At 68.0% G+C, this 23071-nt stretch carries 17 protein-coding genes and 3 pseudogenes; 14 read left to right on the plus strand and 6 right to left on the minus strand.

Features of this window, described 5'->3' with window-relative positions:
- Window positions 1-481: 481 nt before the first annotated feature.
- Window positions 482-702: pseudogene (locus tag ACWCPN_RS30655) on the plus strand (IS630 family transposase); the annotation flags it as partial.
- A 75-nt stretch (window positions 703-777) separates the two neighbouring features.
- Here the strand turns inward: ACWCPN_RS30655 and ACWCPN_RS30660 are convergent.
- Complete coding sequence (locus ACWCPN_RS30660) at window positions 778-1425, minus strand: LysE family translocator (RefSeq protein ID WP_451212707.1); 648 nt, start codon at window positions 1423-1425, stop codon at window positions 778-780.
- Window positions 1426-2081: 656 nt separating this feature from the next.
- A complete protein-coding gene (locus tag ACWCPN_RS30665) occupies window positions 2082-2672 on the minus strand; it encodes a TetR/AcrR family transcriptional regulator (RefSeq protein WP_451212709.1) in 591 nt (196 codons plus the stop codon).
- 162 nt (window positions 2673-2834) lie between these two features.
- Between ACWCPN_RS30665 and ACWCPN_RS30670 the strand changes: the two genes are divergently transcribed.
- Window positions 2835-3287, plus strand: coding sequence for an iron chaperone (locus ACWCPN_RS30670; protein ID WP_451212712.1), 453 nt, complete (start codon window positions 2835-2837; stop codon window positions 3285-3287).
- Window positions 3288-3501: 214 nt separating this feature from the next.
- A pseudogene (locus tag ACWCPN_RS30675) lies at window positions 3502-3975 on the plus strand (helix-turn-helix domain-containing protein); the annotation flags it as partial.
- Window positions 3976-4314: 339 nt separating this feature from the next.
- Here the strand turns inward: ACWCPN_RS30675 and ACWCPN_RS30680 are convergent.
- Window positions 4315-4872: a MarR family winged helix-turn-helix transcriptional regulator gene (locus ACWCPN_RS30680; RefSeq protein ID WP_451212715.1), complete on the minus strand. Its 558-nt coding sequence runs from the start codon at window positions 4870-4872 to the stop codon at window positions 4315-4317.
- Between the two features lie 224 nt (window positions 4873-5096).
- Between ACWCPN_RS30680 and ACWCPN_RS30685 the strand changes: the two genes are divergently transcribed.
- The 3 genes from ACWCPN_RS30685 (at window position 5097) to ACWCPN_RS30695 (ending at window position 8428) form a co-directional block, all read left to right on the plus strand.
- Window positions 5097-6167: an alkene reductase gene (locus ACWCPN_RS30685; RefSeq protein ID WP_451212718.1), complete on the plus strand. Its 1071-nt coding sequence runs from the start codon at window positions 5097-5099 to the stop codon at window positions 6165-6167.
- Between the two features lie 89 nt (window positions 6168-6256).
- Entirely contained in the window at window positions 6257-7159 is a 903-nt protein-coding gene (locus ACWCPN_RS30690) for an NADP-dependent oxidoreductase (protein WP_451212721.1), read from the plus strand.
- Window positions 7160-8215: 1056 nt separating this feature from the next.
- Complete coding sequence (locus ACWCPN_RS30695; RefSeq protein WP_451212724.1) at window positions 8216-8428, plus strand: hypothetical protein; 213 nt, start codon at window positions 8216-8218, stop codon at window positions 8426-8428.
- An 830-nt stretch (window positions 8429-9258) separates the two neighbouring features.
- Here ACWCPN_RS30695 and ACWCPN_RS30700 read toward each other — a convergent pair.
- Window positions 9259-10059, minus strand: coding sequence for a maleylpyruvate isomerase family mycothiol-dependent enzyme (locus ACWCPN_RS30700; RefSeq protein ID WP_451212727.1), 801 nt, complete (start codon window positions 10057-10059; stop codon window positions 9259-9261).
- A 59-nt stretch (window positions 10060-10118) separates the two neighbouring features.
- Here ACWCPN_RS30700 and ACWCPN_RS30705 point away from each other — a divergent pair, with 59 nt between their 5' ends.
- Window positions 10119-10304: a hypothetical protein gene (locus ACWCPN_RS30705; RefSeq protein ID WP_451212730.1), complete on the plus strand. Its 186-nt coding sequence runs from the start codon at window positions 10119-10121 to the stop codon at window positions 10302-10304.
- A gap of 168 nt (window positions 10305-10472) precedes the next feature.
- Here ACWCPN_RS30705 and ACWCPN_RS30710 read toward each other — a convergent pair whose 3' ends face one another.
- Window positions 10473-10871 carry a hypothetical protein gene (locus tag ACWCPN_RS30710; protein WP_451212733.1) on the minus strand — a complete coding sequence of 133 codons (399 nt, stop codon included), beginning with the start codon at window positions 10869-10871 and terminating at the stop codon, window positions 10473-10475.
- On the minus strand, window positions 10871-11146 hold the full coding sequence (locus ACWCPN_RS30715; protein ID WP_451212736.1) for a hypothetical protein: 276 nt from the start codon (window positions 11144-11146) through the stop codon (window positions 10871-10873). The genes ACWCPN_RS30710 and ACWCPN_RS30715 overlap by 1 nt, the downstream gene beginning before the upstream one ends.
- Before the next feature lie 376 nt (window positions 11147-11522).
- Between ACWCPN_RS30715 and ACWCPN_RS30720 the strand changes: the two genes are divergently transcribed.
- From ACWCPN_RS30720 to ACWCPN_RS30750, 7 genes and pseudogenes are all read left to right on the plus strand, one after another.
- Window positions 11523-12152: a phosphatidylserine decarboxylase gene (locus ACWCPN_RS30720; protein ID WP_451212739.1), complete on the plus strand. Its 630-nt coding sequence runs from the start codon at window positions 11523-11525 to the stop codon at window positions 12150-12152.
- Window positions 12153-12712: 560 nt separating this feature from the next.
- Window positions 12713-13432, plus strand: a pseudogene (locus ACWCPN_RS30725) (2-phosphosulfolactate phosphatase).
- An 852-nt stretch (window positions 13433-14284) separates the two neighbouring features.
- Window positions 14285-15964, plus strand: coding sequence for an NAD-dependent malic enzyme (locus ACWCPN_RS30730; RefSeq protein ID WP_451212742.1), 1680 nt, complete (start codon window positions 14285-14287; stop codon window positions 15962-15964).
- Entirely contained in the window at window positions 15961-17427 is a 1467-nt protein-coding gene (fumC, locus tag ACWCPN_RS30735; protein WP_451212745.1) for a class II fumarate hydratase, read from the plus strand. The genes ACWCPN_RS30730 and fumC overlap by 4 nt, the downstream gene beginning before the upstream one ends.
- Before the next feature lie 472 nt (window positions 17428-17899).
- Window positions 17900-20017, plus strand: a complete 2118-nt coding sequence (locus ACWCPN_RS30740; protein ID WP_451212748.1) for a SpoIIE family protein phosphatase — start codon at window positions 17900-17902, stop codon at window positions 20015-20017.
- A gap of 431 nt (window positions 20018-20448) precedes the next feature.
- Window positions 20449-21279 carry an alpha/beta fold hydrolase gene (locus tag ACWCPN_RS30745; RefSeq protein WP_451212751.1) on the plus strand — a complete coding sequence of 277 codons (831 nt, stop codon included), beginning with the start codon at window positions 20449-20451 and terminating at the stop codon, window positions 21277-21279.
- 250 nt (window positions 21280-21529) lie between these two features.
- Window positions 21530-23029: a CoA transferase gene (locus ACWCPN_RS30750; protein WP_451212754.1), complete on the plus strand. Its 1500-nt coding sequence runs from the start codon at window positions 21530-21532 to the stop codon at window positions 23027-23029.
- The last annotated feature ends 42 nt before the right edge of the window (window positions 23030-23071 follow it).

Raw genomic sequence — 23071 nt, forward strand, 5'->3', positions numbered from 1 at the left:
CTGCGGAAGAGCTACAGGTCAAGAGGAGGGGGCGCAGCCACAAAACGCCTTCTAACAGCGGCTAGCACAATGAAGTGCTGAGGATCCAGCTACAGGCATCCCGGCTCGCTGTTGGCGACGAACCGTGTCAGGGATCGCTCCAGCAGCTCGAGAACCTGCCGCAGGACATCAGCCACACGGTCGAGCTCGGGTTCGTCCAGCGACGCCGTTCGTGTCCGGTAGACCGTTCCGCCAGGCTAGCGACATAAGACAGGCCGCGCCGTTCGAGCCGATGACAAGTCCACCGGCCTTCTTGTCCGCGCTGACAGCAACAGGGCCGTGCTGCTTGAACCGTAGAAGGACATCACCCGCCGGGGCGACATAGTAGCCGTTGCCGAACCGGGTGCCGGTGGTCGCGAAGCTGGTGCAGGCCGACGAGGACACCGTCCGGAATGTGATCCACCGGTTCAACGAGATCGGCCTGGCCTGCCTGGACCCTCGATGGGCGTTCGAGGCCCACTTCGGACCACTGTGGTAGTTCACCGTCGCCAACTCCAACCACCGCAACCACACCGCTCAGACGCGCGCCCTGCACGCCTATTGCGCTGGCGGAACAAGAACGCCCGCCATCCCGACGTGCTGGCCGCCCAACGGCGCGAGCGCGCCCGCATCCGTAGTGAGAAGGGCATCCGCTGGGGCGGGCGACCGGCGGAAGCCGCGTGACCTGCAAACAGCACCGGTGACACTGTGACGCCTGACGTACACGGCCGGCGAGCGGGATCATGGCAGGGGATGGCGCTATGGACTTTCGATCGCGAGCCTACTGGCAAATGCGATCATGGCAACTCCGCCGCTGGCCTTGAGTACCCGGATACGGTGTCTTCTGCCCAGAAACCAAGTCCGCATCGATCCGGCGGCACAGACCCAGATGGTCTCGATCAGCGCTTGGACCGTGCCTCCGGCGAGGCCGATGAGCAGCATCTGGAGGACGGGATTTCCGCGCGAGTGGTCAACGAACTGAGGTAGGACGGCCATCAGCGACACGATGCTCTTCGGGTTGGCGACACCGACCAGGAAGCCCTGCCGTACCGATCGAGCCCACGACGTCCTGCCCGGGACATCGGCTGTGGCGAAGGGCTCGTTCACGGAGTTGGACCGGGCGGAGCGCAGCGCACTGACGCCCAGCCAGAACAGGTAGCACGCGCCGACGGCCTTGACCACCATGAAGAGCTTGGCCGATGCCGCGACGATTGCTCCGAGGCCAGCGAGCACGAGCGCCAGGAGTACAAGACCGCCTAGGGCATTCCCCAGCACGATCCACATCGCAGATCGACGCCCCAGGGTGATGGCACGGCTGGTCTCGAGCAAGACAGATGGCCCCGGGATCGCTGACAGCACCGCCGAAAGGGTCAGGAAACCGACGATCAGGCTCGGGTTCACGGGCACAGGACGGACGATAACCGAGGGTGGATTCATCAGGGAAGAGCAGTGACCAGTCCGGGACGCGGTCCAAAACGCCTCCAGCGGTCAGATGAGACGTCACTGTCCATCCAGCGACGCGCCCCGCCGGTCGGCCCGGCGAACCTTTCCGGTCACAGTACTAGACTAGGCCGCCCCCCCCGGAGCGTTCCCCAGTCCATGCAAGCACCTCCGGTTCGCCGGTTCCGACGTTCGCCCATCACTTCGCCAGCTCCGTCCAGCACGGGGACGTGAAGCCGGCGGACTGGTCGAGGTGGAACGCGGGGTCATAACGGTCAGAGTCCGCCCTTCACACGGGACAGCCCAACAGCCGCAGGGACACCGGACGGTAGGGCAGGCTCAGCCTTGCGACCGATCCAGTTGCTCGGATGCGGCTGGCTGGCGGTGTCCCCGAGCGTCGTGCCTGGCGTGTCCGCGTGTTCGACCGCGAATGTGCAGACGCTCGAATGCCAGCCGTCCCGGATCCCAGACGACGAGTTCACCGTCGAGCGCGGTGCGGTCGGGAAGTCGGATGTCGGCGGCCGCGATCCTGTGCCGGATCAGACAGCCTTCGCCCTGTTGCGCAGTTGCGACCTGTACGGTCCTCGGATCGGGAGACTAAGTCCGACTTGTGCGGGCGAGTTCTAATTGCTGGTTCCGTAGGCGGCCATGAACATGTCCAGCAGTCCGTCGACCGCGTCCTCGTCAATGGGGCGGGTTGACAGCAGGCTGCGGTAGTACAGCGTGCCGCACAGCACCTCGGCGGCGAATTCCAGATTCACTTCCGCGGTCAGTTCACCGGTGCGCTGGGCGCGGGTGATTCGGTCGAGGGTGCTCTGCTCGACGGTGACCAGGAATCGTTCGTGCAAGGTCGCCCGCAGCATTGGATCGGCCTGCGCCTCGGCGATGACTGCCCGGTAGACGGGGCCGATCGGCGGGCTCGAGAGGGCGAGGCCCGAGCGTAGGAACTGTTCACGCAAATCCGCGCGGACGTCCCCGGTGTCGCGGTAGTCCAGGTCGCTGGTCCACACACGGCTGAGCGCGTCGAGCAGCAGCGCCGGCATGGACGGCCAGCGCCGGTAGATCGTGTGTTTTCCGACCCCGGCCCTTCGGCCGACCGCCTCGATGCTCAGGCCCGCGTATCCGACCTCGGCGGCCAGATCGAGGGTTACCTGCAGCAGCTCTTCGGTGCGCGCGGCGCCTCGGCGCCTCGGCGTGGCGGGCATGTCGGTCATACCGCCAGCCTAACGGCACACGGCGTGCCGTTGACAAAGTCGAGGGCTCCGCGCAGTATGCAGACTCGATCGGCACGCTGCGTGCCGATGTCGGATGTGGCGGCACGTCGCCACTCGCGCGCCCAAGATCCAGCACATCAGACCCTCAAAGGGAGATCTGCCATGAGCAGCACCGAAAGCAGCACGCACGAGGGATTCACGGCCGAGGAGCGGGCCGCGATGAAGGACCACGCCCTAGAGCTCAAGACGGCAGCCCGCCGCGGCTCGCGCGCGGACAAGGCGGCGGAGGAGAAGCGGGACGTGCTCGCGAAGATCGCCGAGATGCAGGACTCGGACCGGATCATGGCTGAACGGATCCACGCCGTCATCACCGCCAGCGCCCCGGCCCTCGCGCCGAAGCTCTGGTACGGGATGCCCGCCTATGCGCTGGACGGCAAGGTCGTGTGCTTCTTCCAGAGCGCGGAGAAGTTCAAGGCGCGCTACGCGACGCTCGGGTTCAGCGACCAGGCGAAGCTGGACGAGGGCACGATGTGGGCGGCCGGTTTCGCCCTGACCGAGGTGACGGACGAGGTGGAGGCGCGGATCCGTGCGCTCGTGAAGCAGGCGGTGAGCTAAGGCGCACCCGGTGAACGGGCTGGGCCCGGAGCGCCTCAGCGTGCTCGGCGGCCTGGCGCCGCCGGTACAGCAGCTGCTGCGCGCCTTCACTGACGACGTCGAGGCGCCAGGCTGACCACAGCAACTGGGAAGCCTGCCGACTATCTGCTCAGTGGCAGATGTGACGCGCAGGCAGGGTGCCGCTTCGGAACGGCGTGCGCGCCAGGCTGGGCCAATGGCAGAGCGAGCGCGGGTCCGCGAGATCGATGACGTCAAAAACAGACGGCTCCTGCGGATCATCCGCAGGAGCACCGGGTCGGCGGTGACCTGGCGGCGGGCCCAGATGGTGCTGCTGTCCGCCCAGGGCATGACCGTGGCACAGATCGCCGAGGCCACGTTCACCAGCGCGGACCGGATCCGGGACGTGATCCACAACTTCAACACCGATGGTTTCGACTCGCTCTACCCCAAGTACAAGGGCGGGCGGCCCAAGACACTCACCCTCTCGGAACGCCTCGAGATCAAGAAGATCGCCAAGGCCAAAGCCCCGGCCGAACACGGCCTGCCGTTCTCGACCTGGAGCCTGGCCAAGCTGGCCGACTTCCCAGTCGCCGAGGAGGTGGTCGACGACATCAGTCACGAGGGCCTTCGGGTCCGGCTTCGTGAGGACGGCGTCTCGTTTCAACGCGTGAAGACCTGGAAGACCTCCTCCGGGTGCGGACCCACCGGAACTCCTGCCGCGGATGCGGACGCCACGCGGTGGGGTCGGCATCACGCGGCGGGAGGCGGCGGCGCCGTAACCCTCACGCGTGCCGTGCTCCGGCCGGACGGCTTCCCGGCCGGAGCACAGCCGATCAGTGCGACCGTAGGGTGCGGGCGTGACCGCCCCGCTCCCCGGCCGCCTGGCCGACCGGCTCATCACCGCCCTGCGGCACGGCCAGGCCCTCGACGCAGCGGCCGCCGAACAGGGCATCGACTTGCGCGCGGTCTGGGTCCGGGCCTGCCTGCGTGCCCGCGCCCGCAGGAGTCCTGGTGGGCGCGCGGTTTGTCACCCCGCCGGGCGGCTCTGCGTGACGGTGGGGCAGGCCGCGGGGTCGGCGGTGGCCCGTACGAGGTTGTACTCCAGGCGTTCCAGCGTGTGAAGGGCATCGGCCCGTCCACGGGCGTCGAGGTCCGCGGCGACGAGGTCCTCGAGCTGGGCCCAGACCTGTTCGACCTCGCGGCGCAGGGCGTGGCTGGCCGCGGTGGGTTCGATTAGGGAGGCGCGTCTGTCGGTGGCGCAGGGGCGGCGGCGCACGAAGCCGGCCTGCTCCAGGCGCCGGACGGTGCGAGTCATGGTGGCGGCGTCGGAGTCCATCAGGCGCACCAGGTCGGCCTGACGCTGGGGGCCGAGCTCCCACAGGTGCATCATGACCAGTTCCTGACCCGGATGAAGGCCGATACGGCGCAGCAGCTGCCCCGCGAACATGCGGTGCAGGCGTGCCAGGCGGAAGATCGCGTGACTGATCGGGCCGCTGCCGGCCGCGGACGGCACCGGGACGGTGGCCTCCTGTCCCGCCCCCGCGAGACCCCCTCCGGAACCGGCTTCCGGTGCGGACTGCGCCATCTCTTCCTCACTTTCCTGCCCGATCAGCTTCACCCTATCGTCCGGTCGCCCCCTGCGGGCCCGCCCGCGCCGCATCGGGAAGACATCCACGTCAGAGCACGTGACGGCCGTCACTCACCCCTCCGGGAATGCATCCGTGAGATTTACCTGTTCGGACAGGTGATTTACTTGTTCGGACAGGTAAACCCGGAGACCCCGGAGATGGAAGATATGAGGAAGAGGCCATGACCACTGCTTTCGATCCGATCGACATGGGCGGCAAGCGCCTGGCCAACCGCATCGTGATGGCGCCGATGACCCGCAGTCGCGCCTTCGGCCCCGGTGCCGAGCCGACCGATCTGATGGCGACGTACTACGCGCAGCGCGCCGGCGCCGGGCTGATCGTCACCGAGGGCGTGCAGCCCTCGCCGGTCGGCCAGGGCTACCCCGACACCCCCGGCCTGCACACGAGCGGGCAGGTGCGGGCCTGGAGGGCCGTGACCGACGCCGTGCACCGCGAAGGCGGGGTGATCTTCGCCCAGCTGATGCACACCGGCCGGATCGGTCACCCGAGCCTGCTGCCCGACGGCCTGGTGCCGGTGGCCCCCTCGGCGGTGGCCGCCCGGGGCCAAGTCTTCACCCACGAGGGCCCGAAGGACTACGTCACCCCGAAGGAACTGAGCGAGGCGGACATCCACCGCACGATCGCCGACTTCGCCGCCGCGGCCCGCAACGCCATCGAGGCCGGGTTCGACGGCGTGGAGATCCACGGCGCCAACGGCTACCTCATCCACCAGTTCCTCGCGCCCAACACCAACCGGCGTACCGACAACTGGGGCGCCACCACCGAGGGCCGGATCCGTTTCGCCGCGGAGGTCGTCACGGCCGTGGCCGAGGCGATCGGCGGCCACCGGGTGGGCCTGCGGATCTCACCCGCGAACCCCTACAACGACATCGCCGAAGACGCCCCGGGCGAGGTGTATCCCGCCCTGCTGGACCGGCTCGCCGACTTGGACCTGGCCTACCTGCACCTTATGGAGGGCCCGGACCGGGACCTGACCCTGCGGCTGCGCAAGGCCTGGGCCGGCACGTTCGTCCTCAACCCCTTCACCCACCCCGACGTCACCGGCCCCGACGCGCTGACGCTGCTCGACGACGTTGGCGCGGACATGATCGCCTACGGGGCACTGTTCCTGGCCAACCCCGACCTGCCCCGCCGCCTGGCCGACGGCGGCCCGTTCAACACCCCCGACCAGGCCACCTTCTACGGCGGCGACCACCGCGGCTACACCGACTACCCCGCCCTCACCGCCTAGCTGCTGCGGCCCCGCCGCCGTGGCCGCACAGTGGGTTACGGCGTCTAGGGCCGTCCCTTCCCGAAACTGCTTCGACCAGGGAGTTCCCGATGTCCAAAGCGATCACATTCTCCGAGTACGGCGCGCCCGAGGTACTGCGGTTGTCGGAGGTCACCGTGCCGGAGCCCGGCCCGGGCCAGGCCCGCATCCGCGTGCGGGCCGCCTCCGTCAACCCCCTCGACCTGAAGATCCGCGCCGGTCTGATGGCCGGCACCGCCCCGGCCCGCTTCCCCGTGACCCCCGGCCTCGATGCCGCCGGTGTCGTCGACGCGGTCGGCGAGGGCGCTGGCGTGGTCGTGGGGGAGGAGGTTCTGGGATCCGCCGTAGGCGGCAGCTACGGCGAGTACGCCTTGCTCGACGGGCCGGTCGCCAAGCCCGGATCCCTGTCGTGGGAGGCGGCCGCCTCGCTGGTCACGGTCGCCCGGACCGCCTCCCGTGTCCTTGCGCAGCTGGGGGTGCAGCCGGGGCAGACCCTGCTCGTCCACGGCGCCGGCGGCAGTGTCGGTACCGTCGCGGTGCAACTGGCCACTGCCCGGGGCATCACCGTCGTCGGAACGGCTGGTGAACGCGACATCGAGCGCGTCACCGCGCTGGGATCCACCGCGGTCCGCTACGGCGACGGCTGGCCCGAGCGAGTACGGGCCGCCGCCCCCCAGGGCGTTGACTTCGTCCTGGACGCCTCCGGCGCCGGGGTGCTCGCCGACTCCGTCGCTCTGACCGGTGACAGCGCGCGGGTCATCACGATCGCCGACATGTCCGCCGCCCGGCACGGGGTCCGCTTCAGTGCCGGCGGTGACCAGGCCGGACAGTCCCTGCGGGAGCTGGCGGACCTGGCCGCCGCCGGCGGGATCGACGTGCCGGTCTGGCGCACCTACCCCCTCGCGCAGGCCCCACAGGCCCACGCAGATCTGGAGGCCCACCGCAACAACGGCAAGGCCGTCCTGCTTCCCTGACCCGCGGCCGGGGCGCTGGACGGGCCGGGGTCCGCGCGGTGGCACCACCTGGACGGCGAAGGCGGACCGTTGGCGCTGGGACCGACGAGGCGGCACCGCTGCGGCGGTCCCGGCGGCCGTCCGCCCGGCGGGCCTGGGTGAGCACGGTCGCGCTCCCCGCCGTTGGGGCGCAAGTACGGCTCTTCCGGCGTGCCTGCCCGGCACCGGCCTCGTGACGGCGCGGACAGCCGTCCGGGCGCCTCGAACCCGGCCGGGCCCGCCGCGGCAGCGCCGCTCCGGAAGCGGGCGCCCCGGCCCGGATACGGGCCCCGGCCGACGCACCGGCCTGCGCCCTGCCCCTGGCGGCGGGCCGGCCGTCAACGCCGTCGTCCTGGCCGTGAGCGGCCCCGGTTTTGCCCTGCTGCCGAGACGAAGAGCCGAACAAGGACGCGCATCTTCGAACGCTCTCGACATCTACGGCTACTTGAGTAGGGCGAAGCTGCGTGTGGAGGGGACCGAACAGCAGGCGCGGACCGGTCCAGCGCCGAGGAGATCGTCCGGTGACCGACCGCCGCCATCGCTGACCCTCCGGTAGAGGCCGCGCCGCGTTGGCAGGCAGCGGGCCGGTGGGGGCTGCCCCCGATCGGGTGAATCCCTCAAGCGGGAAGACGTCCGTGATCGGAGATCGAGATGCCATCTCCCCGCGCAGCACAGGCGTGCGTCTCGAGGGTGACGTTGCTGCAGGCCACCGGCCGGACCACTAGCCGACAGCATCGACGCGTACCGACGTGCGCGCTCCAGCCGTTCAATTACGCCCGCTGTGGCGGGTGTTCCCCCAGCTCAGAGGGCTAGCCGCCGGTCGTGGAGATCGCGCCACGCGGGGTTCTTCGGCACGCTGCGATCCGGTGTCCGCGGCGAGTTGCGGCCGCTCCGAGGGGCGCGTGACCTGCGGGCATCATCTGCTCCGCCAGCAGCCGAACCGGCCGCGGGCATGGAGACGGGGGCGCCCCACGGCCGGGGCGACCTCTGAAGTCTCCGCGTGCCGCCCAACCCAGCGAAACGAGGAGGTCCCCCATAGTGGCGGGACATCTGAAGATCACCAGCTCCGAGGAACCGAAGGAGCCGGACCTGTTTGCCCGGCGGCCCACCGGTGACCGGGTGGCGCTGTACGGCCTCGCCCTGGTGCAGTCGGCCCAGCTCGCCCAGGAACAGCCGGGCGCGGCGGCCGCGACCGCCGTGGTGGCGGCCGTGCTTATGGTGAAGGGCTGCGTCTGGCGCCGGAAGCGGTGAGCCAGGCCCGGCGGGGCTCCTCTGCGCGGGGTGGCCGCCGGGCGGCCGGGCTACCGGTACGCCTGCAGGTCGGCGGCCGGGACGTCGCCGTGGCCGGGCAGCGGGGTGTCGGTTAGGAGCACGGTCGTCCGCCACTTGGTCGCCGGCCGCCTGGTCCGCGGGCGTGAGGCTCATGGGACCCGGGAAGCAGGGTCGCGTCGGCGAGGGCTGCTCCCGGCATGATTGGTAGGCGCGGGTGCACGCATGTCGCGGAGAAATCGCACTGCCGCCCGGCCATATGATCACCTCGGACGAAGGCGGCGGCGACCTACAGCCACTGTGGCTGAGCGATGCCTCCGCGGCAGCCGATCTGGGGCCGAGGCTGCGGGCCGAACACCCCACCTCAGGGCTCTGGTCTCTCCTGCTCGACGCCTTGGACCCGCATCACGCGGACTTCCGCCCCTGGGGCTGTGGCGAACTATGGCCCGAGCGTATGTCCTCGCCTGCAGACCCACAGTGCCGAGGACCTACTTGCCCGCTGGTGGCAGGACTACAGCACCGTCGACGAAGATGACGACCAGCTCACCGCCGACGAACGCCTGGCCGTCACCGCCCCCTTCGGCCAGGCCTCGCCCGGCCGAGGACCCACGCTGACACCCTCGCCGCATGCCGATGAGATCGCCGAGCAGTACGCGCGAGCTTTCCTGACGCAGAATCCGCACGCACGCCTCGGACTCGTCTCCGCACCCCGCGGCGCCGACGCCCTGGCCACGGCCGGCTGGATGGGGCCCGCTAACTACGACAATCGTGTCCTACCGGCTCGAGGCGCGGCCAACAAACCCCGCTACGTCCTACTTCTCCTCCGGCTCCCAGGCGCGAAGCAGGTCGAGCAGCCCTGCGTCTCCGTCAACGTGCAAGGAGTCGGCCTGGATCCGGTCGTACAGGTAGAGGACCAGCTCACTGGCCGTGCCATGGACGGAGGCGCCGGCTGCGTCCGAGTCCTCACCGGTCGCGGCGGTGGGCGCGGGGAGGCGGGTGGTACGTGCGCCGTCGCCGTCGACGGTGAGACGCCAGGAGCGGCCCTCGGCGGCGTGGAAGTCGAAGGCCGTGGGCTTGTGCGGCCAGGCACTCGGCGTTGCGCAGACGGTGAACAGGAACTCCTCCACACCGTCGAGTGCCAGCTCGACCGGCAGCGGCTGCGGTGCGCCCCCGGCGAGCTGGGCGTCGTAGGTGTGCACCGCGGTCTCCTGGACCCGGTGCCGGGCGGTGCCGCCGGCGGTCTGCGGTGACTGCGACGCGGGCCACCACGTCCAGCAACCGCTCTCCGGTCCCGCCGCGCGCAGGGCGCCCAGCAGAAGCTGCGTCGACGCGTCCAGCCAGGCCAGCAGGGCCTCACGCTCCTGCGGCACTTCCAGCGCGGCGCGCGCGGCGACGGCCTCGGCCGGGGGCGCGTCGGCGGGCCCCGCGCCGACGATGGCGGCCCAGAAGCGGTCTCCCCCGCCCAGGTGCTTCACCAGATCGAACAGCGTCCACCCAGGGCAGGTCGGCACCTGGGCTTCGAGACCGGGCGCGGCGGCGACCGCGGCGCGGAAAGCGGTCGACCGTTCATCGATCAGTCGCAACAGGTCTGGAAACTCAAGATTCTCTTCCACGCCGGATGTCTATCACCGTGCTCCGGTGATCGGACAGCGATTTTCACAGTCGCCGCCGGTTGGCCATTGCGGACGTCCTCGCCTCCCACCGCTCGGGTGACAAGCTGCGCACTGCTGCGAGGACGCTGGTGATCGCGGTAGGCCAGGCGTCGTACCTGTGGGCGCTCTGGCCTCGCCGCGCGGTCTGGCACCTCGGCGACCTGACGTCCACCCGGTGCGCGCAGTCATGCTGCCGCTCGATGTGATGGACGCGGAGGTCACGACGGCGGGGAGGGACCGCTCGGGCTGGGAGTTCAGGTGACTCCCGTTCGACCAGCACTCCTCAAGTTCGAGTACCTGGCCGGCGACGGCCTCACCCACGGCCTCGACATGCACACCGCCGCAAAGGGCGCTTTTGCCGGGTCGGTCGACGGTTACAGGTTGGGGTGGACGGCTCGGATGCCGGTGCCGGCGTAGGCCTTGGGTGTGAGGGTGAGGAGGTAACGCCCGGTGGGGTGGGCGGGGGAGGGGCGGGCGGAGTGGATGGCGTGGACGGCGGCCCAGGAGTGCCCGAACCGCAGGAGTTCGGTGGCGGTGACCGCGGCGTCGGTGTCGAACGCCTCGATCCGGATGAACCGCAGCCCCTTGATGTAGCCGAGCAGGCCGGGCCGTTCGGTGTCGCCGGCCGTCAAGGAGAGCACCGGCGCGTAGAGGTCGCCGAGTCCGCCGGAGGCCTGGACGTAGAACGCGGCGACGGCCTCGTTGAACGGGTCCTTCGGGTCGTACAGCGCTCCTGCGGTCGTGTGGTCCAGGACGACCGCGATTCCCGCCACTACGCGGCCGCCCGCGGACCGTGCGCGGCGCCGCCCAGACGCTCCAGCAGGGCCTTCGCCTTCGCCTCCGCCTCCGGGCTCGGCGCGCTGCCGAGGGCGGAGGCGAGCTCGGCGCGGGCCAGTTCGGCCCGCTCGGCATACTCGGCCTGCGTCGGCGTGCTCTGCGCGAGGTTCTCCACCAGGCTGCGGATCGTGGTGCCGTGCTCGGCCGCCAGCTGGGCGAGCCGGTCCCGCGCGGCCGTACTCACCTTGATGCTCGTCTCGTCTGCTGCCATATCGTTTACTCTATCGCGTCCCTCTACTGCAGGTAGAGGAAGCGTGCGGCGGCAGGTTCCCGTCGGCTAACCGCGGCACGCCCCCGATCGGTACGCGAGGCTGCTGATCGTGGCAACGTCGGTGGGAACGGGGCCAGGGACCTGGGACGGCAGCGGCCGTCCGCGCCCAGCGAGTGAAGTATGTGGTCGTTCATCGCCGTGATCATCGTCGTACCGCCGCTGACGTACGTCGTTATCGGCTTGAGGGATGACCTGACGCCTGTTGATCATCCTTCGCGTGGGGTTCGCTTTCACCTTGTGGTGGCACTGCCGGGCCAGTGATGCCTGCCAGCATGGAAAGGAAAGGCCCCTCGTAGAGCTGTTGTCTGGAGTACGCATGCCTGTTTCTTCCTCTGCTCGCCTCGCCCGCGGTTCCTCGCCCTGGCTTGCGCCGACCGTGGCCACGGCGATCGCCAGTCTGGTCCGCGCCCCCCGTTCGAAGCGCGCCCGGGCCATCGCAGTGCCGACCACCGCGCTCGCGGCCGGCATGCTGTGGTTCTTCCGCGACCCCGATCGCGAGATCGCTCAGGGCCGGGTTATCTCCCCTGCCGACGGCGTGGTGCAGAGCATCATGCCGTGGAAGGACGGGCGGACCCGGGTCGCCATCTTCATGAGCCCGCTCAACGTGCACGTCAACCGTGCGCCGCTGGCCGGCACGGTGACCTCGGTCGAGCACGTCCCGGGCGGCTACGTCCCGGCGTTCAATAAGGAGAGCGAGAACAACGAGCGCGTCGTCTGGCACTTCGACACCGAGCTCGGCGACATCGAGATGGTCCAGATCGCGGGCACCGTCGCCCGGCGCATCGTGCCGTACATCCCCCAGGGGACCAAGGTGGAACAGGGGGACCGCATCGGACTGATCCGCTTCGGCTCGCGCGTCGACATCTACCTCCCCGAGGGCGTCGAGGCCGCGGTCGAGGTAGGGCAGAAGACCGTCGCGGGCATCACACGTCTCGACCGCTCCTGAAGTGCGCCCCAGCCCGGCGCAGGAAGAAACCGTGCACACCACCTGCGCCACGGCAGGCGTAAGGCTGGGACTTCTGGCAGTGGTTATGGCGGGCACCGCGGTCGTGCTGATCTTGACAGCACCGGCCCGCCTGCTCACCCCGAGTGACAAGACAAAAGGAGGCAGCCCCACCACACTCGCTTTCATCGGCATGTACGCCCCGGAGGGAGTGCGTCTTCATTCCCAAGCCCGCACTGAGCGCTGTCGCCGGCAATCTCTTCGGCCTGACGGTCGGACTGCTCGTTGCTGTCCTGGGAAACACGGCCGGAGCCCTGCTCGGGTACGGCGCCGCCTGGCTTCTAGGCAGCGACGCCCTGCACCTGCTGAGCACTCGCAACCGTCACGTTGGCTTCGTTGATCTCTGGAAACCGCGTTTGTCGACTGGTTACGGAGGCAGTTCGTGATCAGCGGAGGTGCGGATGTCGATGTCGAACAGCGGCACCGCCGTGTCCCAAGACTCGGTAACGGGCGTTGGAGAGTCCGATGGCGGGTGGGATGCGGGTCTCGGTGAGAGTGGCGAGATGGATCATCGTTTCGTCGGGATTCCAGAGCTGACCGGTGTTCTGCGCAATACGGTCGTGGTCGACATGATGCGGGCCTTCACCGTCGCCGCCTGGGCGTTCTCGCGTGGTGCCGAGAAGATCGTCCTGGCCTCGTCCGATGGTGAGGCACTGGCCCTGAAGGAGAGCCGTCCCGGTTGGCTGGCTCTGAAGGACGGTGCCCCGGCGGCAGGCTTCGACACGGTGAACTCACCCGGTCTGATCGGGCCGCTCAATCTGACCGGCCGCACGGTGGTGCAGAAGACGACGGCCGGAACCGTCGGCGCGCCGGCCGTCGCGAGCGCGCCACTCGTCTTGTGCGCGAGTTTCCGTAGTGGCCGGCGCGACAGTGCTGTTTTTGAAGGCTGATGGTTCCGGGCCGGTGACGTTCGTGGTCACCGGCGACGATGGCAGGGCCGCCGAGGACCTGGCCTGCGCCGAATACGTCGGTCAGCATCTCGCTGAAGGCGATGCCGAGGTGGCCCCACATCTCGACCGTGCGCGAACTTCTCGGGCAGCTGCTGACCTCGCCGATGGCGTGCGACGCGGACATCAGGGTGTTCATCCCGACGATGTCGACCTGTGCCTGGAGGTGGACAGGTTCTCCTTCGCGATGTGGTCGCTTGCCGGGAAGACTCTCTGACCGTGCTGCGTCCTGCCGTGGTGCTTGAGGGGTCGAGCCGAGGCTCGCTGACCTGGTGACCGTGTGAGGGGCATCCCGCTTTGGCGCGAGGTCCTCGGCGACCGCACCCGAGAGGTCGCTCGGCGAGGAGGCGGGATGCTGTGGGCTGAAGGACATGCCCCCCTTATGGCGGCAGGGCACTGGCGACGGTGCGTCCGGTCCTGGTCGGCTAGCAGGATGAGGCCGCCGTTGAGGTCGGTGCGGGCCTGTTGGCGGTACCTGAATGGCAGGGATGGCAGGACACCAGGCGAGGATTTTGACGTCAGTAGCCGGCACGCGAAAAAGCGCGATGTAAGCAAGGCTGTGGCAGATCCTTAGACGGATGTCGATCTTCCGCCTGCTCGGCACAGATCACCGGAACGGCTCGTGGCCGTGCGCAACCGATAGAGGCCTTGACGCCGAAGAACGATTGCCAGTGGTTTTGTAAACGGTCGCCGTCGTCCTGATGAGGGGCTGGGTCTTGGCTCCGAAAGGATCAGACATGAAGGCTCACGACGAGTACCCGGAAGACCACAAGCTCACATCCGTCACCAGTACGGCGCCGGCGTGTCTGGCGACATCCTCCTCACCCTCGGCTGCTCTGGCTTCGCCAATCCACGTCCCTTCGACGCCCAAGGCACCCACATCACCGCGATGTCGACCAACGGCCGGCCGAGCCTGGTTTCCAGTGACTTCGGGACCGCTCCTGGTCTGCGGAGGGGTGCTTGGCGGGAACCTTGCCTCGACCCTAAGGATGGTCGCTGGGTTCCCTGGCGCCCTCTGCATCCTGAGCGGCTTGATTCACCTCCTAACACGGACTGCCTCGTCGGCTGGTGTGGTGCGGATGGCCCACTAGTTCCTGGACTCGTCGGCAGTCAGACAAGGAGTCCCCCATGGCACACAACAGCGATACCACACCGACCATCCCTGACGTCTTGACGAACCCGCTCCTCAATCACGGCGTGGCGTTCACCCAGGACGAACGCGACGCGCTCGGCCTGACCGGCCGCCTGCCCGCCGCGGTACTCACCCTGGAGCAGCAGGCCGGCCGCGCGTTCTGGCAGATGGAGGCTCAAGGCGACAATCTCGCCAAGAATGTCTACCTGGAGGAACTGCACGACAGGAACGAAACCCTTTACTTCAAGGTCCTTCGCGACCACCTGGCCGAATTGCTGCCCATCGTCTACGACCCCACGGTCGGTGAGGCCATCGAGCAGTACTCCAACGAGTACCGAAGCCCGCGCGGACTGTTCCTGTCCATCGACCGTCCCGAAGACATGGACCGAGCGTTCGACACCCTTGGTTTCGCCCCCGGTGACGTCGACCTGATCGTCTGCTCGGACGCCGAGGAGATTCTCGGCATCGGTGACTGGGGCGTGGGCGGCGTGCAGATTGCCGTCGGGAAGCTGGCCGTCTACACCGCCGCCGCCGGCATCGACCCGAGCCGAGTGATCGCCGTTTCCCTGGACGTCGGCACGGACCGCGAGTCGCTGCTACAGGACCCGCTCTATCTGGGCAACCGCTTCCCGCGCGTGCGCGGCGCGAAGTACGACGCCTTCATCGAGCAGTATCTACGCACCGCCTCCGCCCGCTTCCCCAGCGCCCTCCTGCACTTCGAGGACTTCGGTCCGAGCAACGCCCGCCGCATCCTGGAGAAGTATCGCGATCGGTATCGCATCTTCAATGACGACGTTCAGGGGACCGGGGCCATCAGCCTGGCCGCCGCCCTCTCCGCCGTGAAGGTGAGCGGCGTTCCGATGCGCGAGCAGAAGCTGGTGGTCTTCGGTTCCGGCTCCGCCGGAGTGGGGATCGCCGACCAGCTTCGCGATGCCATGGTCCGCGACGGTGCCGGCCAGGAGGACGCCGTCTCCCGGATCTGGCTGATCGACCGACAGGGCCTGCTCACCAGTGACATGACCGACCTGCGCGACTTCCAGCGGCGCTACGCCCGCGACCCTTCCGAAATAGACGGCTGGGCCGGGGATGACGACGGCATCTCCCTGCTGGAGACGGTGCGCCGGGTCGCGCCCACCATCCTGCTGGGGACCTCCACCGTATCCGGTGCCTTCACCCGGGACGTCATAGAAGCGATGGCCGCCGGCACTGAGCGCCCGATCGTCCTGCCACTGTCCAACCCGACCTCGCAGATCGAGGCCATGCCCGCCGACATCATCTCCTGGACCGGCGGCAAGGCCCTGGTCGCGACGGGCATCCCGGTCGACCCCGTCGAGTACCAGGGTGTCCACTACCGCATCGGCCAGGCCAACAACGCCCTGCTCTATCCGGGGCTCGGTCTCGGCACCATTGTCGCAGGAGCGGAGCGGGTGACCGATGGCATGCTGCGCGCAGCCGCCCAGGCGGTAGCCGATCAGGTCGATCCTTCCGCACCCGGTGCCGCACTGCTGCCGCCGGTCGAGGACCTGTGGGAGTCGTCCGCCCGCACCGCGACCGCCGTCGTGGAGGCGGCCATGGCCGAGGGCGTCGCCACACATCGCCCCACCGACCCGGCACGCGCCGTTCGCGACCGGATGTGGGAGCCCGATTACTCACACGCGGAGGGGGTAAGCCCATGACCTCGCGTGACAGCAACGGCACCGAGCCGGAGATACACGACGTGCCCATCGGGCTGGTGGCCGGTGGCACGCGCCGTGAGACGGACTCCATGGGCGCTGTCGACGTGCCTGCGGACCGCTACTGGGGTGCCCAGACCCAGCGTTCCCTGATCCACTTCTCCATCGGCGACGACCACATGCCGAAGGCCGTTTACCACGCCTACGGCCAGGTAAAGCGGGCTGCAGCCATCGTCAATGGCCGCGCTGGGCGGATGCCGGCCTGGAAGGCCGGTCTCATCGAGCGGGTGGCGGACGAGGTCATCACAGGTGACCTGGACGACCACTTCCCGCTCTACGTCTGGCAGACGGGCTCGGGTACGCAGTCCAACATGAACACCAACGAGGTCATCAGCAACCGCGCGATCCAACTCGTGGGCGGCGAGCTCGGCAGCAAGACGCCGGTGCATCCCAACGATCACGTCAACATGGGGCAGTCCTCGAATGACACCTTCCCCACCGCTATGCACATCGCCGCGGTCAGGGCGGTTCACGAGGGCCTGCTACCGAGCGTGCGAGCGCTCCAGCAGACCATCGCCCAGAAGGCAGAGCGCTGGCGCGACGTCGTGAAGATCGGCCGCACCCACCTGGAAGATGCCGTACCCCTCACCGTGGGCGAGGAATGGTCCGGCTACGCAACCCAGTTGGAGCAGGCATGTCACCGTGCGGAACGGGCCGCCGAGGGACTGCTGGAGATCGCCATGGGCGGCACCGCGGTTGGCACCGGCCTGAACGCGCCGGAAGGCTTCGCCGACCAGGTCGCGGACGAAATCGCCCGCAGCACCGGTTACTCCTTCGTCACCGCGCGGAACAAGTTCGCCGCCCAGGGCGGACTCGACGCCATGGTGGGAGCATCCGCCGGCGTGCGCGCGCTGGCCGTGCCTCTGATGAAGATCGCCAACGACATTCGCTGGCTGGCGTCCGGGCCCCGTTGCGGCCTTGGCGAACTGGTCCTGCCAGCCAATGAGCCGGGCTCCTCGATCATGCCCGGCAAAGTCAACCCGACTCAGTGCGAAGCCATGGTGATGGTGTGTATCCAGGTCCTCTCGGAGGATCAGGCCATCGCCTTCGCGGGCTCGCAGGGCAACTTCGAACTGAACGCCATGCGTCCGGTCATCATCAACAACTTCCTGCACATGACGGGCATCCTCGCCGACGCCTGCGAGAAGTTCCGGGAGTTCTGCATGGAGGGTGTCGAACTCGACCACGACCGGGTCGGAGAGTACGTGGAGCGGTCGCTCATGCTGGTGACCGCGCTCTCGCCGGCGATCGGCTACGACAAGGCGTCCGCCATCGCACACAAGGCCAACAATGAAGGGACCACCCTCCGTGAAGCCGCGCTGGCCACCGGATACGTCAGTGCAGAGGACTTCGACCGGATCGTCGACCCCACGACCATGGTCGGCCTGGCCGCGGACCGCGCATGAAAGCCTGACTCGGGAGGTAGGCGCATGCATCCCCTGCAGCAGTGGCAGCTTCCGTCGCGGAGCTGACGTGCAGCGCTGGCCAGGAGCGGGCGGATGCCCAGCCAGACGCGCCCACCTGCGATAGGCGCGCATTCACGAAGCCGAAGTGTTCGCGACGGCAGGCGCATCGAGTCCGCGCTAATCCCATGGCCCCGCCATCCTGGGCGTCCCAGCGGCAGGAAGAGCAGCCGTGGGACCACGCCGGGACGATGCATTGTGGCATGGACTGCACAGGAGGTATGTGCCCATGACCCCCAGCGGCGTTCTCATGTGTGTCGACGAGAGTGGTCACGTGGTCGAGTGGACTCGGCTCGCCGAAGATCTCCTGCATCGATCACCGGGGGATGCCCTTGGCCGTGTGGTGGGCGCCCTCCTGTCCGACCCCGCCGGCCCGGGTCAAGAAGGTGGCTTTCGGTCCGCTCCTTGGCCCTCCGTGCGCATCCGTCCCATATCCCGCGGCAAGCACACGACATTCGAGGTGCTTATCAGCGAGGACAACACACCCTCCCAGGCCGATTACGCGGTCCTCAAGGCTGCCTTCGCCCAGCAGGCCGTCGGTCTGCACGTGCTCGACGACCAGTTGCGCGTGGTCACCGTGAGCACGGGCGCTTCCGCCATGCGGGAAACCCCCCTCGAGCGTGTGATCGGCAGACGCTTCGTTGACGTCTTCGATCTGGAAAATCCGGACGCGGAGGAGGCGACCGCGCACGAGGTCCTCGCCACAGGGGTGCCAGTGACGAACCGACTCATCCGCAGCGAAGCAGAAGGCGGGCGCACGCGGCGCATCTACTCCGTGACGACGATGCGCCTGGAGAACGAAGGCGGGGAGATCTTGGGGCTTCTGGCCTCTGTCGTGGACGTCACGGAGCGGGAGCGGACACGCCGGGCGGTGGACATTCTCGGCGCTGTCCGTGAACGGGTGGGGCAGCGGCTGGACGTCATCGCCGTCTGCCGAGAGTTCGTCGACGCGGTCGCACCGGCCTTCACCCGGATTGTCGTGGTGGAGGTGGTCGATGCCGTCGTGCGCGGTGAGGATCCTCCGCTGGCCCCTGTGGATCCTCAACTACCCTTGCGCAGGGCCGCCTTCAGGGGACAGCTGTCGGCACATCCAGTCGGCGACATCCGGCATCTGCCGTATGGCACCCCGTTCACCCGGGTCCTCGCCGACCTCCAGCCGCGCCTTGTCCCCGTCGACGAGGCCAGCCCTTGGCTCTGCGCCGACCCACAACGTGCCGAGGCCATCCGCCTCTCCGCCGTGCACTCCCTCCTCATAGTCCCCTTGGAGCTGCGCGGCGAGGTTTTTGGCGTGGTCAGCTTCTACCGGCAAGAGGGAGAAGACCCCTTCGCCGAGGACGACACCGTACTGGCGAGCGAAATCTGCGCTCACACGACTCTGTGCATCGACAACGCCCGCCGCTACGCCCGCGAGCGAGCGATCGCGGCGACAGTACAGCGCAGATCGCTTCCGCAGCGGCCCGCCGACCTGTCGACGGTGGAGATCTCGCCGCTGTTCCTGTCGGGGCCGAAAGGCGGAGGAGCATGGTACGACGCCATCCCCCTGCCGAGCGCGAGGACCGCGCTCATCGTTGGAGACGTCGCCGGACAGGGCATGGCCGCCACGACCGCCATGGGCCAACTTCGCACAGCGCTCTACTCGCTCACCGCGCTGGACCTGGGCGCAGATGAACTGATGGCACGGCTGAACGACACGGTAGTCCGCCTCGCCGCCGAGCGAGCCTGGCTCCCTGTCGGGGATCCATTGCAACACGAACCGCTGACCGCCCGATGCGTGATCGCCATCTACGATCCCGTCGGCCTTACCTGCGCGATCGCTCGCGCCGGGCTCCCCGAACCCTTGCTCGTCGACCCACACGGCTCCTCGCGCCTCCTCGCCACTCCAGAGGGACCGCTCCTGGCAGGTTCGGACGACGCGCCCTTCGCCACCGCGACGATGCCTCTGCCTGATGGCAGCATCCTCGCCATGGGGACGTCATCGCTGACAGACCCGGCCCTGGCTCCGGCGGGCCTCTTGCGGGGTGTTCTGGAGCGCGGCACCGGGCGTGACCTGAGGGAATTGTGCGACGCCATGACCTATGCCCTGCATGGGGGGAACTTCCATGATGAGGCCTTGCTGCTGCTGGCTCGGATGAAGCCGATGCCACCGGACAGCGTGCTCGAGCGCGACTTGCCCGCCGCCACGGAAGCAGCACCGATGGCCCGTGACACCGTCAGACACCAAATGAAGCGCTGGCACATCGACGATGAGACCGCCTACACCGCTGAGCTGCTCGTCAGTGAGCTGGTGGGCAACGCTGTTCGCTACGGAGAACCACCTCTGAGCTTGCGCTTGATACTTGACAGGGTTCTGACCTGCGAAGTCAGCGACGCGGCTATGAGCGCACCGCACGTGCGGCATGCTCGCACGGTCGATGAGACGGGTCGCGGTCTCTTCATCATCACCAGCCTCGCCCGAAACTGGGGCACGCGATATCACGAAGACGGCAAGACCGTGTGGGCTGAACTGCCCGCGGATCCCATCAGCGGAAAGTGATCTGATTCGGCTCCTCGCAAAGCAGCGCTGGCACGCCCGGCACTTGCCCTGGTCCACTGCAAGGAGGCCGCGGCAAGCTTGCGTTGCCGGCACCTGACTATCGCCCAATGGCCACGTTGTGCTGCCGAGCCAGGCACTGTGTGACATCAGGCCAGGACGTGGTGCCGGTAGTTCCGGCGTGGAGAGGTGCCCGGCCGCTCGCCAGTCATGAACGGCACAGTGGTGCGGTTAAAAGAGCGCTATGTGGTGCATCCGGTGCGCGAGCGCAGGTGGAAAAAGGGTCAGCAGGACGTGCTGCCGGGCCTGTGCGGCCCCCATCGGCGGAAGGCTCACGGCCGGCGGCGGCCGGGCCTCAACGGGATCCGCCCGCGATCCAGCCCTTGAGCCGTGTCTAGAAACAGTCGCTGCATCCACCTCAGCGAGGTCTCCACATGAGCACCGTGACTACTCCCGACGGCACCACCATCTTCTACAAGGACTGGGGGCCGCGGGACCGTCAGCCCGTCGTCTTCCACCACGGATGGCCACTCAGTTCCGATGACTGGGACGCTCAGCTGCTCTTCTTCTCCGCCGAGGGCTTCCGCGTGATCGCTCATGACAGACGAGGGCATGGACGCTCAAGCCAGCCGGCCCATGGCCACGACATGGACACCTACGTCGCTGACGTTAATGCACTCACCGACGCGCTTGACTTGCGGAACGCGGTGCACGTCGGGCACTCAACGGGCGGAGGCGAGGTGGCACGTTACGTAGCGCAGGCTAAGCCGGGCCGCGTAGCCAAGGCAGTTCTAGTCGCCGCTGTCCCACCGGTCATGGTCAAGAAGGATACTAACCCCGAAGGCACCCCCCTCGAGGTCTTCGACGGATTCCGTGCGTCTCTCGCAGCAAACAGGGCCGACTTCTTCATCGACTTGCCCACCGGCCCCTTCTACGGCTTCAACCGGCCAGGGGCGGAAGTCTCCCAGGGACTGATCGATCGATGGTGGCTTCAAGGGATGATGGGTGCGGCCAACGCGCACTATGAATGCATAAAGGCATTCTCCGAAACAGACTTCACGGAAGATCTAAAAAAGATCACTGTGCCGGTACTGGTCATGCATGGGACGGACGACCAGGTCGTGCCGTACGCCGATTCCGGCCCTAAGTCCGTAGATCTACTAGCTCACGGCACGCTCAGGAGCTATGAGGGGTACCCGCACGGCATGCTGTCCGTGCATCCGAACGTCCTTAATCCGGACATACTGTCCTTCATTCGCTCCTAACGGGGATCGCAGAGGGCGGGCTCGGTGAATGATGTTGCAACTCGCTGCCTCACCAACAAGGGCGGAGTCGCGCCTCGCAGGTGACTGCTTGAGGGGAATTGTTGGACGTCTGCTTTCCGCGCCCAGCGCACTGCCGACGATCCTGGGCGGCGTGCGGCAGGGGCGGCTGATCCCTCCCTCGTTGCTTCGCGGCATCGTAAGGGGTCGCGCTGACCGTACGTAGCCGAATCTTCAGGGAGAAGGTGCAGCAATGAATCTAACCGAACGCCTGCGCCGTGCAGTAGAGCACCCGATCTCTTCGGACGATTTCGATTTTGAGGCGCATCTGCACGAAGTCCTGTATGGAGCAGCGTTGGTGGCGGATGACTGCGGGGGTGCGGTGGCGATCATCGCGGGGGCCGACCCTCTGGTGCCGGCTCGGTTCCGGTTCGGGTCTGCTGCCGCCCTGGCACTGGCGGGCAAGGGGGTGGCAGCGTCGGCGATCTGGCGGGACCGGGGCGGAAAGCCGCAAGACATCACAATCGATGTCCGCAAGGCCTTCCGGCGGTTCGCCGGATTCGCTGACGGCAGATGGGAACTGGTCAACGGGCGTCCGCCGTCGAACAAATGGAATAAGCGCAACCCGTTCATCGAAATGCCGTTCTTCCGTCGCACAAGGGACGGGCGGAGCGTCGTGCCGCTGAATGTCTATCCCGGCCTGCGCAGCAAGGCACTCGACCTGCTGAATTGTCCGGACAGGCCCGAGGCAGTGAACGCGGCCATCGCCACGTGGGACGCGGACGAGCTTGAGGAAGCTGCGGGGGAGGCGGCTATCGTCATGGGCAAGGTGCGTTCCCTGGAGGAGTTCCTCGTCGAGCCGCAATACACCGAGGTGCTCGCCGATCTCCCGCTGATCGATATCGAAAAGATCGCGGACAGCGAGCCGGTGCCGTTCACGACGGGAGCACGGCAACCGCTTGACGGGGTCAGGGCGCTGGGTATGGCGCACGTCATCGCGGGTGCGGGGATCGGGCGTGACCTCGCCTCTTTTGGTGCGGACGTACTGAATATATGGCGGCCTGACAACGTCGAGATCGAGTCCTTCTACTGGGACACCCAGGTCGGCATGCGGTCGGCCTACCTGAACGAGTCCGGCCCGGACCGACTCCGTCTTGAGCAGCTTCTCGCAGAGGCCGACATCTTCTTCTCCAACCGCCACCCCGGCTACCTGGCACAGCAGGGCCTAGCGGCGGACGAACTGTGCTCCCGCCATCCGGGACTGATCCAGGCCGAGGTGTTGATGCACGGCCCGGCGGGCCCCTGGAAGCTGCGGCCCGGCTTCGACGAGATCGGTGCGTGCGTGTCGGGGATTTTCGCGCTCGAAGGAACCCTGGACCATCCGAGGCAACCGCCGATGCTTCCCATTGTCGACAACGTCGTCGGCTGGCTAGGAACGATCGGTACGTTGGCGGCCCTGAGACGGCGAGCCGCCGAGGGAGGCTCCTACCGGGTCAGGGTCTCGCTCACGAAGACCTGCCTGTGGCTGACGTCCCTCGGAGTGTTCGACCGCGAGTTCGCGAACAGCACGGCAGGCTCCACGCCGGAGCACACCCTGATCGACCCCGACCTGTTCACCGCCCGAACTCCGCTCGGCACCTATCAGGGGATGACCGACCAGCTGCAGTTCTCGTCCCTGCGCCAAGGGCACTTCACGACCGTTCTTAGCCCCATGGGGGCGGACGTACCCACATGGCGCACCACAGAGCGCTGACCTTCCTGCGCAAGAGCGCGAGCCCCCTGCTTTCCTGAAGTG

The organism is Streptomyces sp. NPDC002386 (assembly GCF_053593175.1).

What these genes read in the sequence shown, in the direction of transcription:
- ACWCPN_RS30665 (WP_451212709.1), bottom strand. Translation starts at nt 2,672, where the DNA reads ATGACCGACATGCCCGCCACGCCGAGGCGCCGAGGCGCCGCGCGCACC.
- ACWCPN_RS30670 (WP_451212712.1), top strand. Translation starts at nt 2,835, where the DNA reads ATGAGCAGCACCGAAAGCAGCACGCACGAGGGATTCACGGCCGAGGAG.
- ACWCPN_RS30680 (WP_451212715.1), bottom strand. Translation starts at nt 4,872, where the DNA reads ATGGCGCAGTCCGCACCGGAAGCCGGTTCCGGAGGGGGTCTCGCGGGG.
- ACWCPN_RS30685 (WP_451212718.1), top strand. Translation starts at nt 5,097, where the DNA reads ATGACCACTGCTTTCGATCCGATCGACATGGGCGGCAAGCGCCTGGCC.
- ACWCPN_RS30690 (WP_451212721.1), top strand. Translation starts at nt 6,257, where the DNA reads ATGTCCAAAGCGATCACATTCTCCGAGTACGGCGCGCCCGAGGTACTG.
- ACWCPN_RS30715 (WP_451212736.1), bottom strand. Translation starts at nt 11,146, where the DNA reads ATGGCAGCAGACGAGACGAGCATCAAGGTGAGTACGGCCGCGCGGGAC.
- ACWCPN_RS30720 (WP_451212739.1), top strand. Translation starts at nt 11,523, where the DNA reads ATGCCTGTTTCTTCCTCTGCTCGCCTCGCCCGCGGTTCCTCGCCCTGG.
- ACWCPN_RS30730 (WP_451212742.1), top strand. Translation starts at nt 14,285, where the DNA reads ATGGCACACAACAGCGATACCACACCGACCATCCCTGACGTCTTGACG.
- fumC (WP_451212745.1), top strand. Translation starts at nt 15,961, where the DNA reads ATGACCTCGCGTGACAGCAACGGCACCGAGCCGGAGATACACGACGTG.
- ACWCPN_RS30745 (WP_451212751.1), top strand. Translation starts at nt 20,449, where the DNA reads ATGAGCACCGTGACTACTCCCGACGGCACCACCATCTTCTACAAGGAC.
- ACWCPN_RS30750 (WP_451212754.1), top strand. Translation starts at nt 21,530, where the DNA reads ATGAATCTAACCGAACGCCTGCGCCGTGCAGTAGAGCACCCGATCTCT.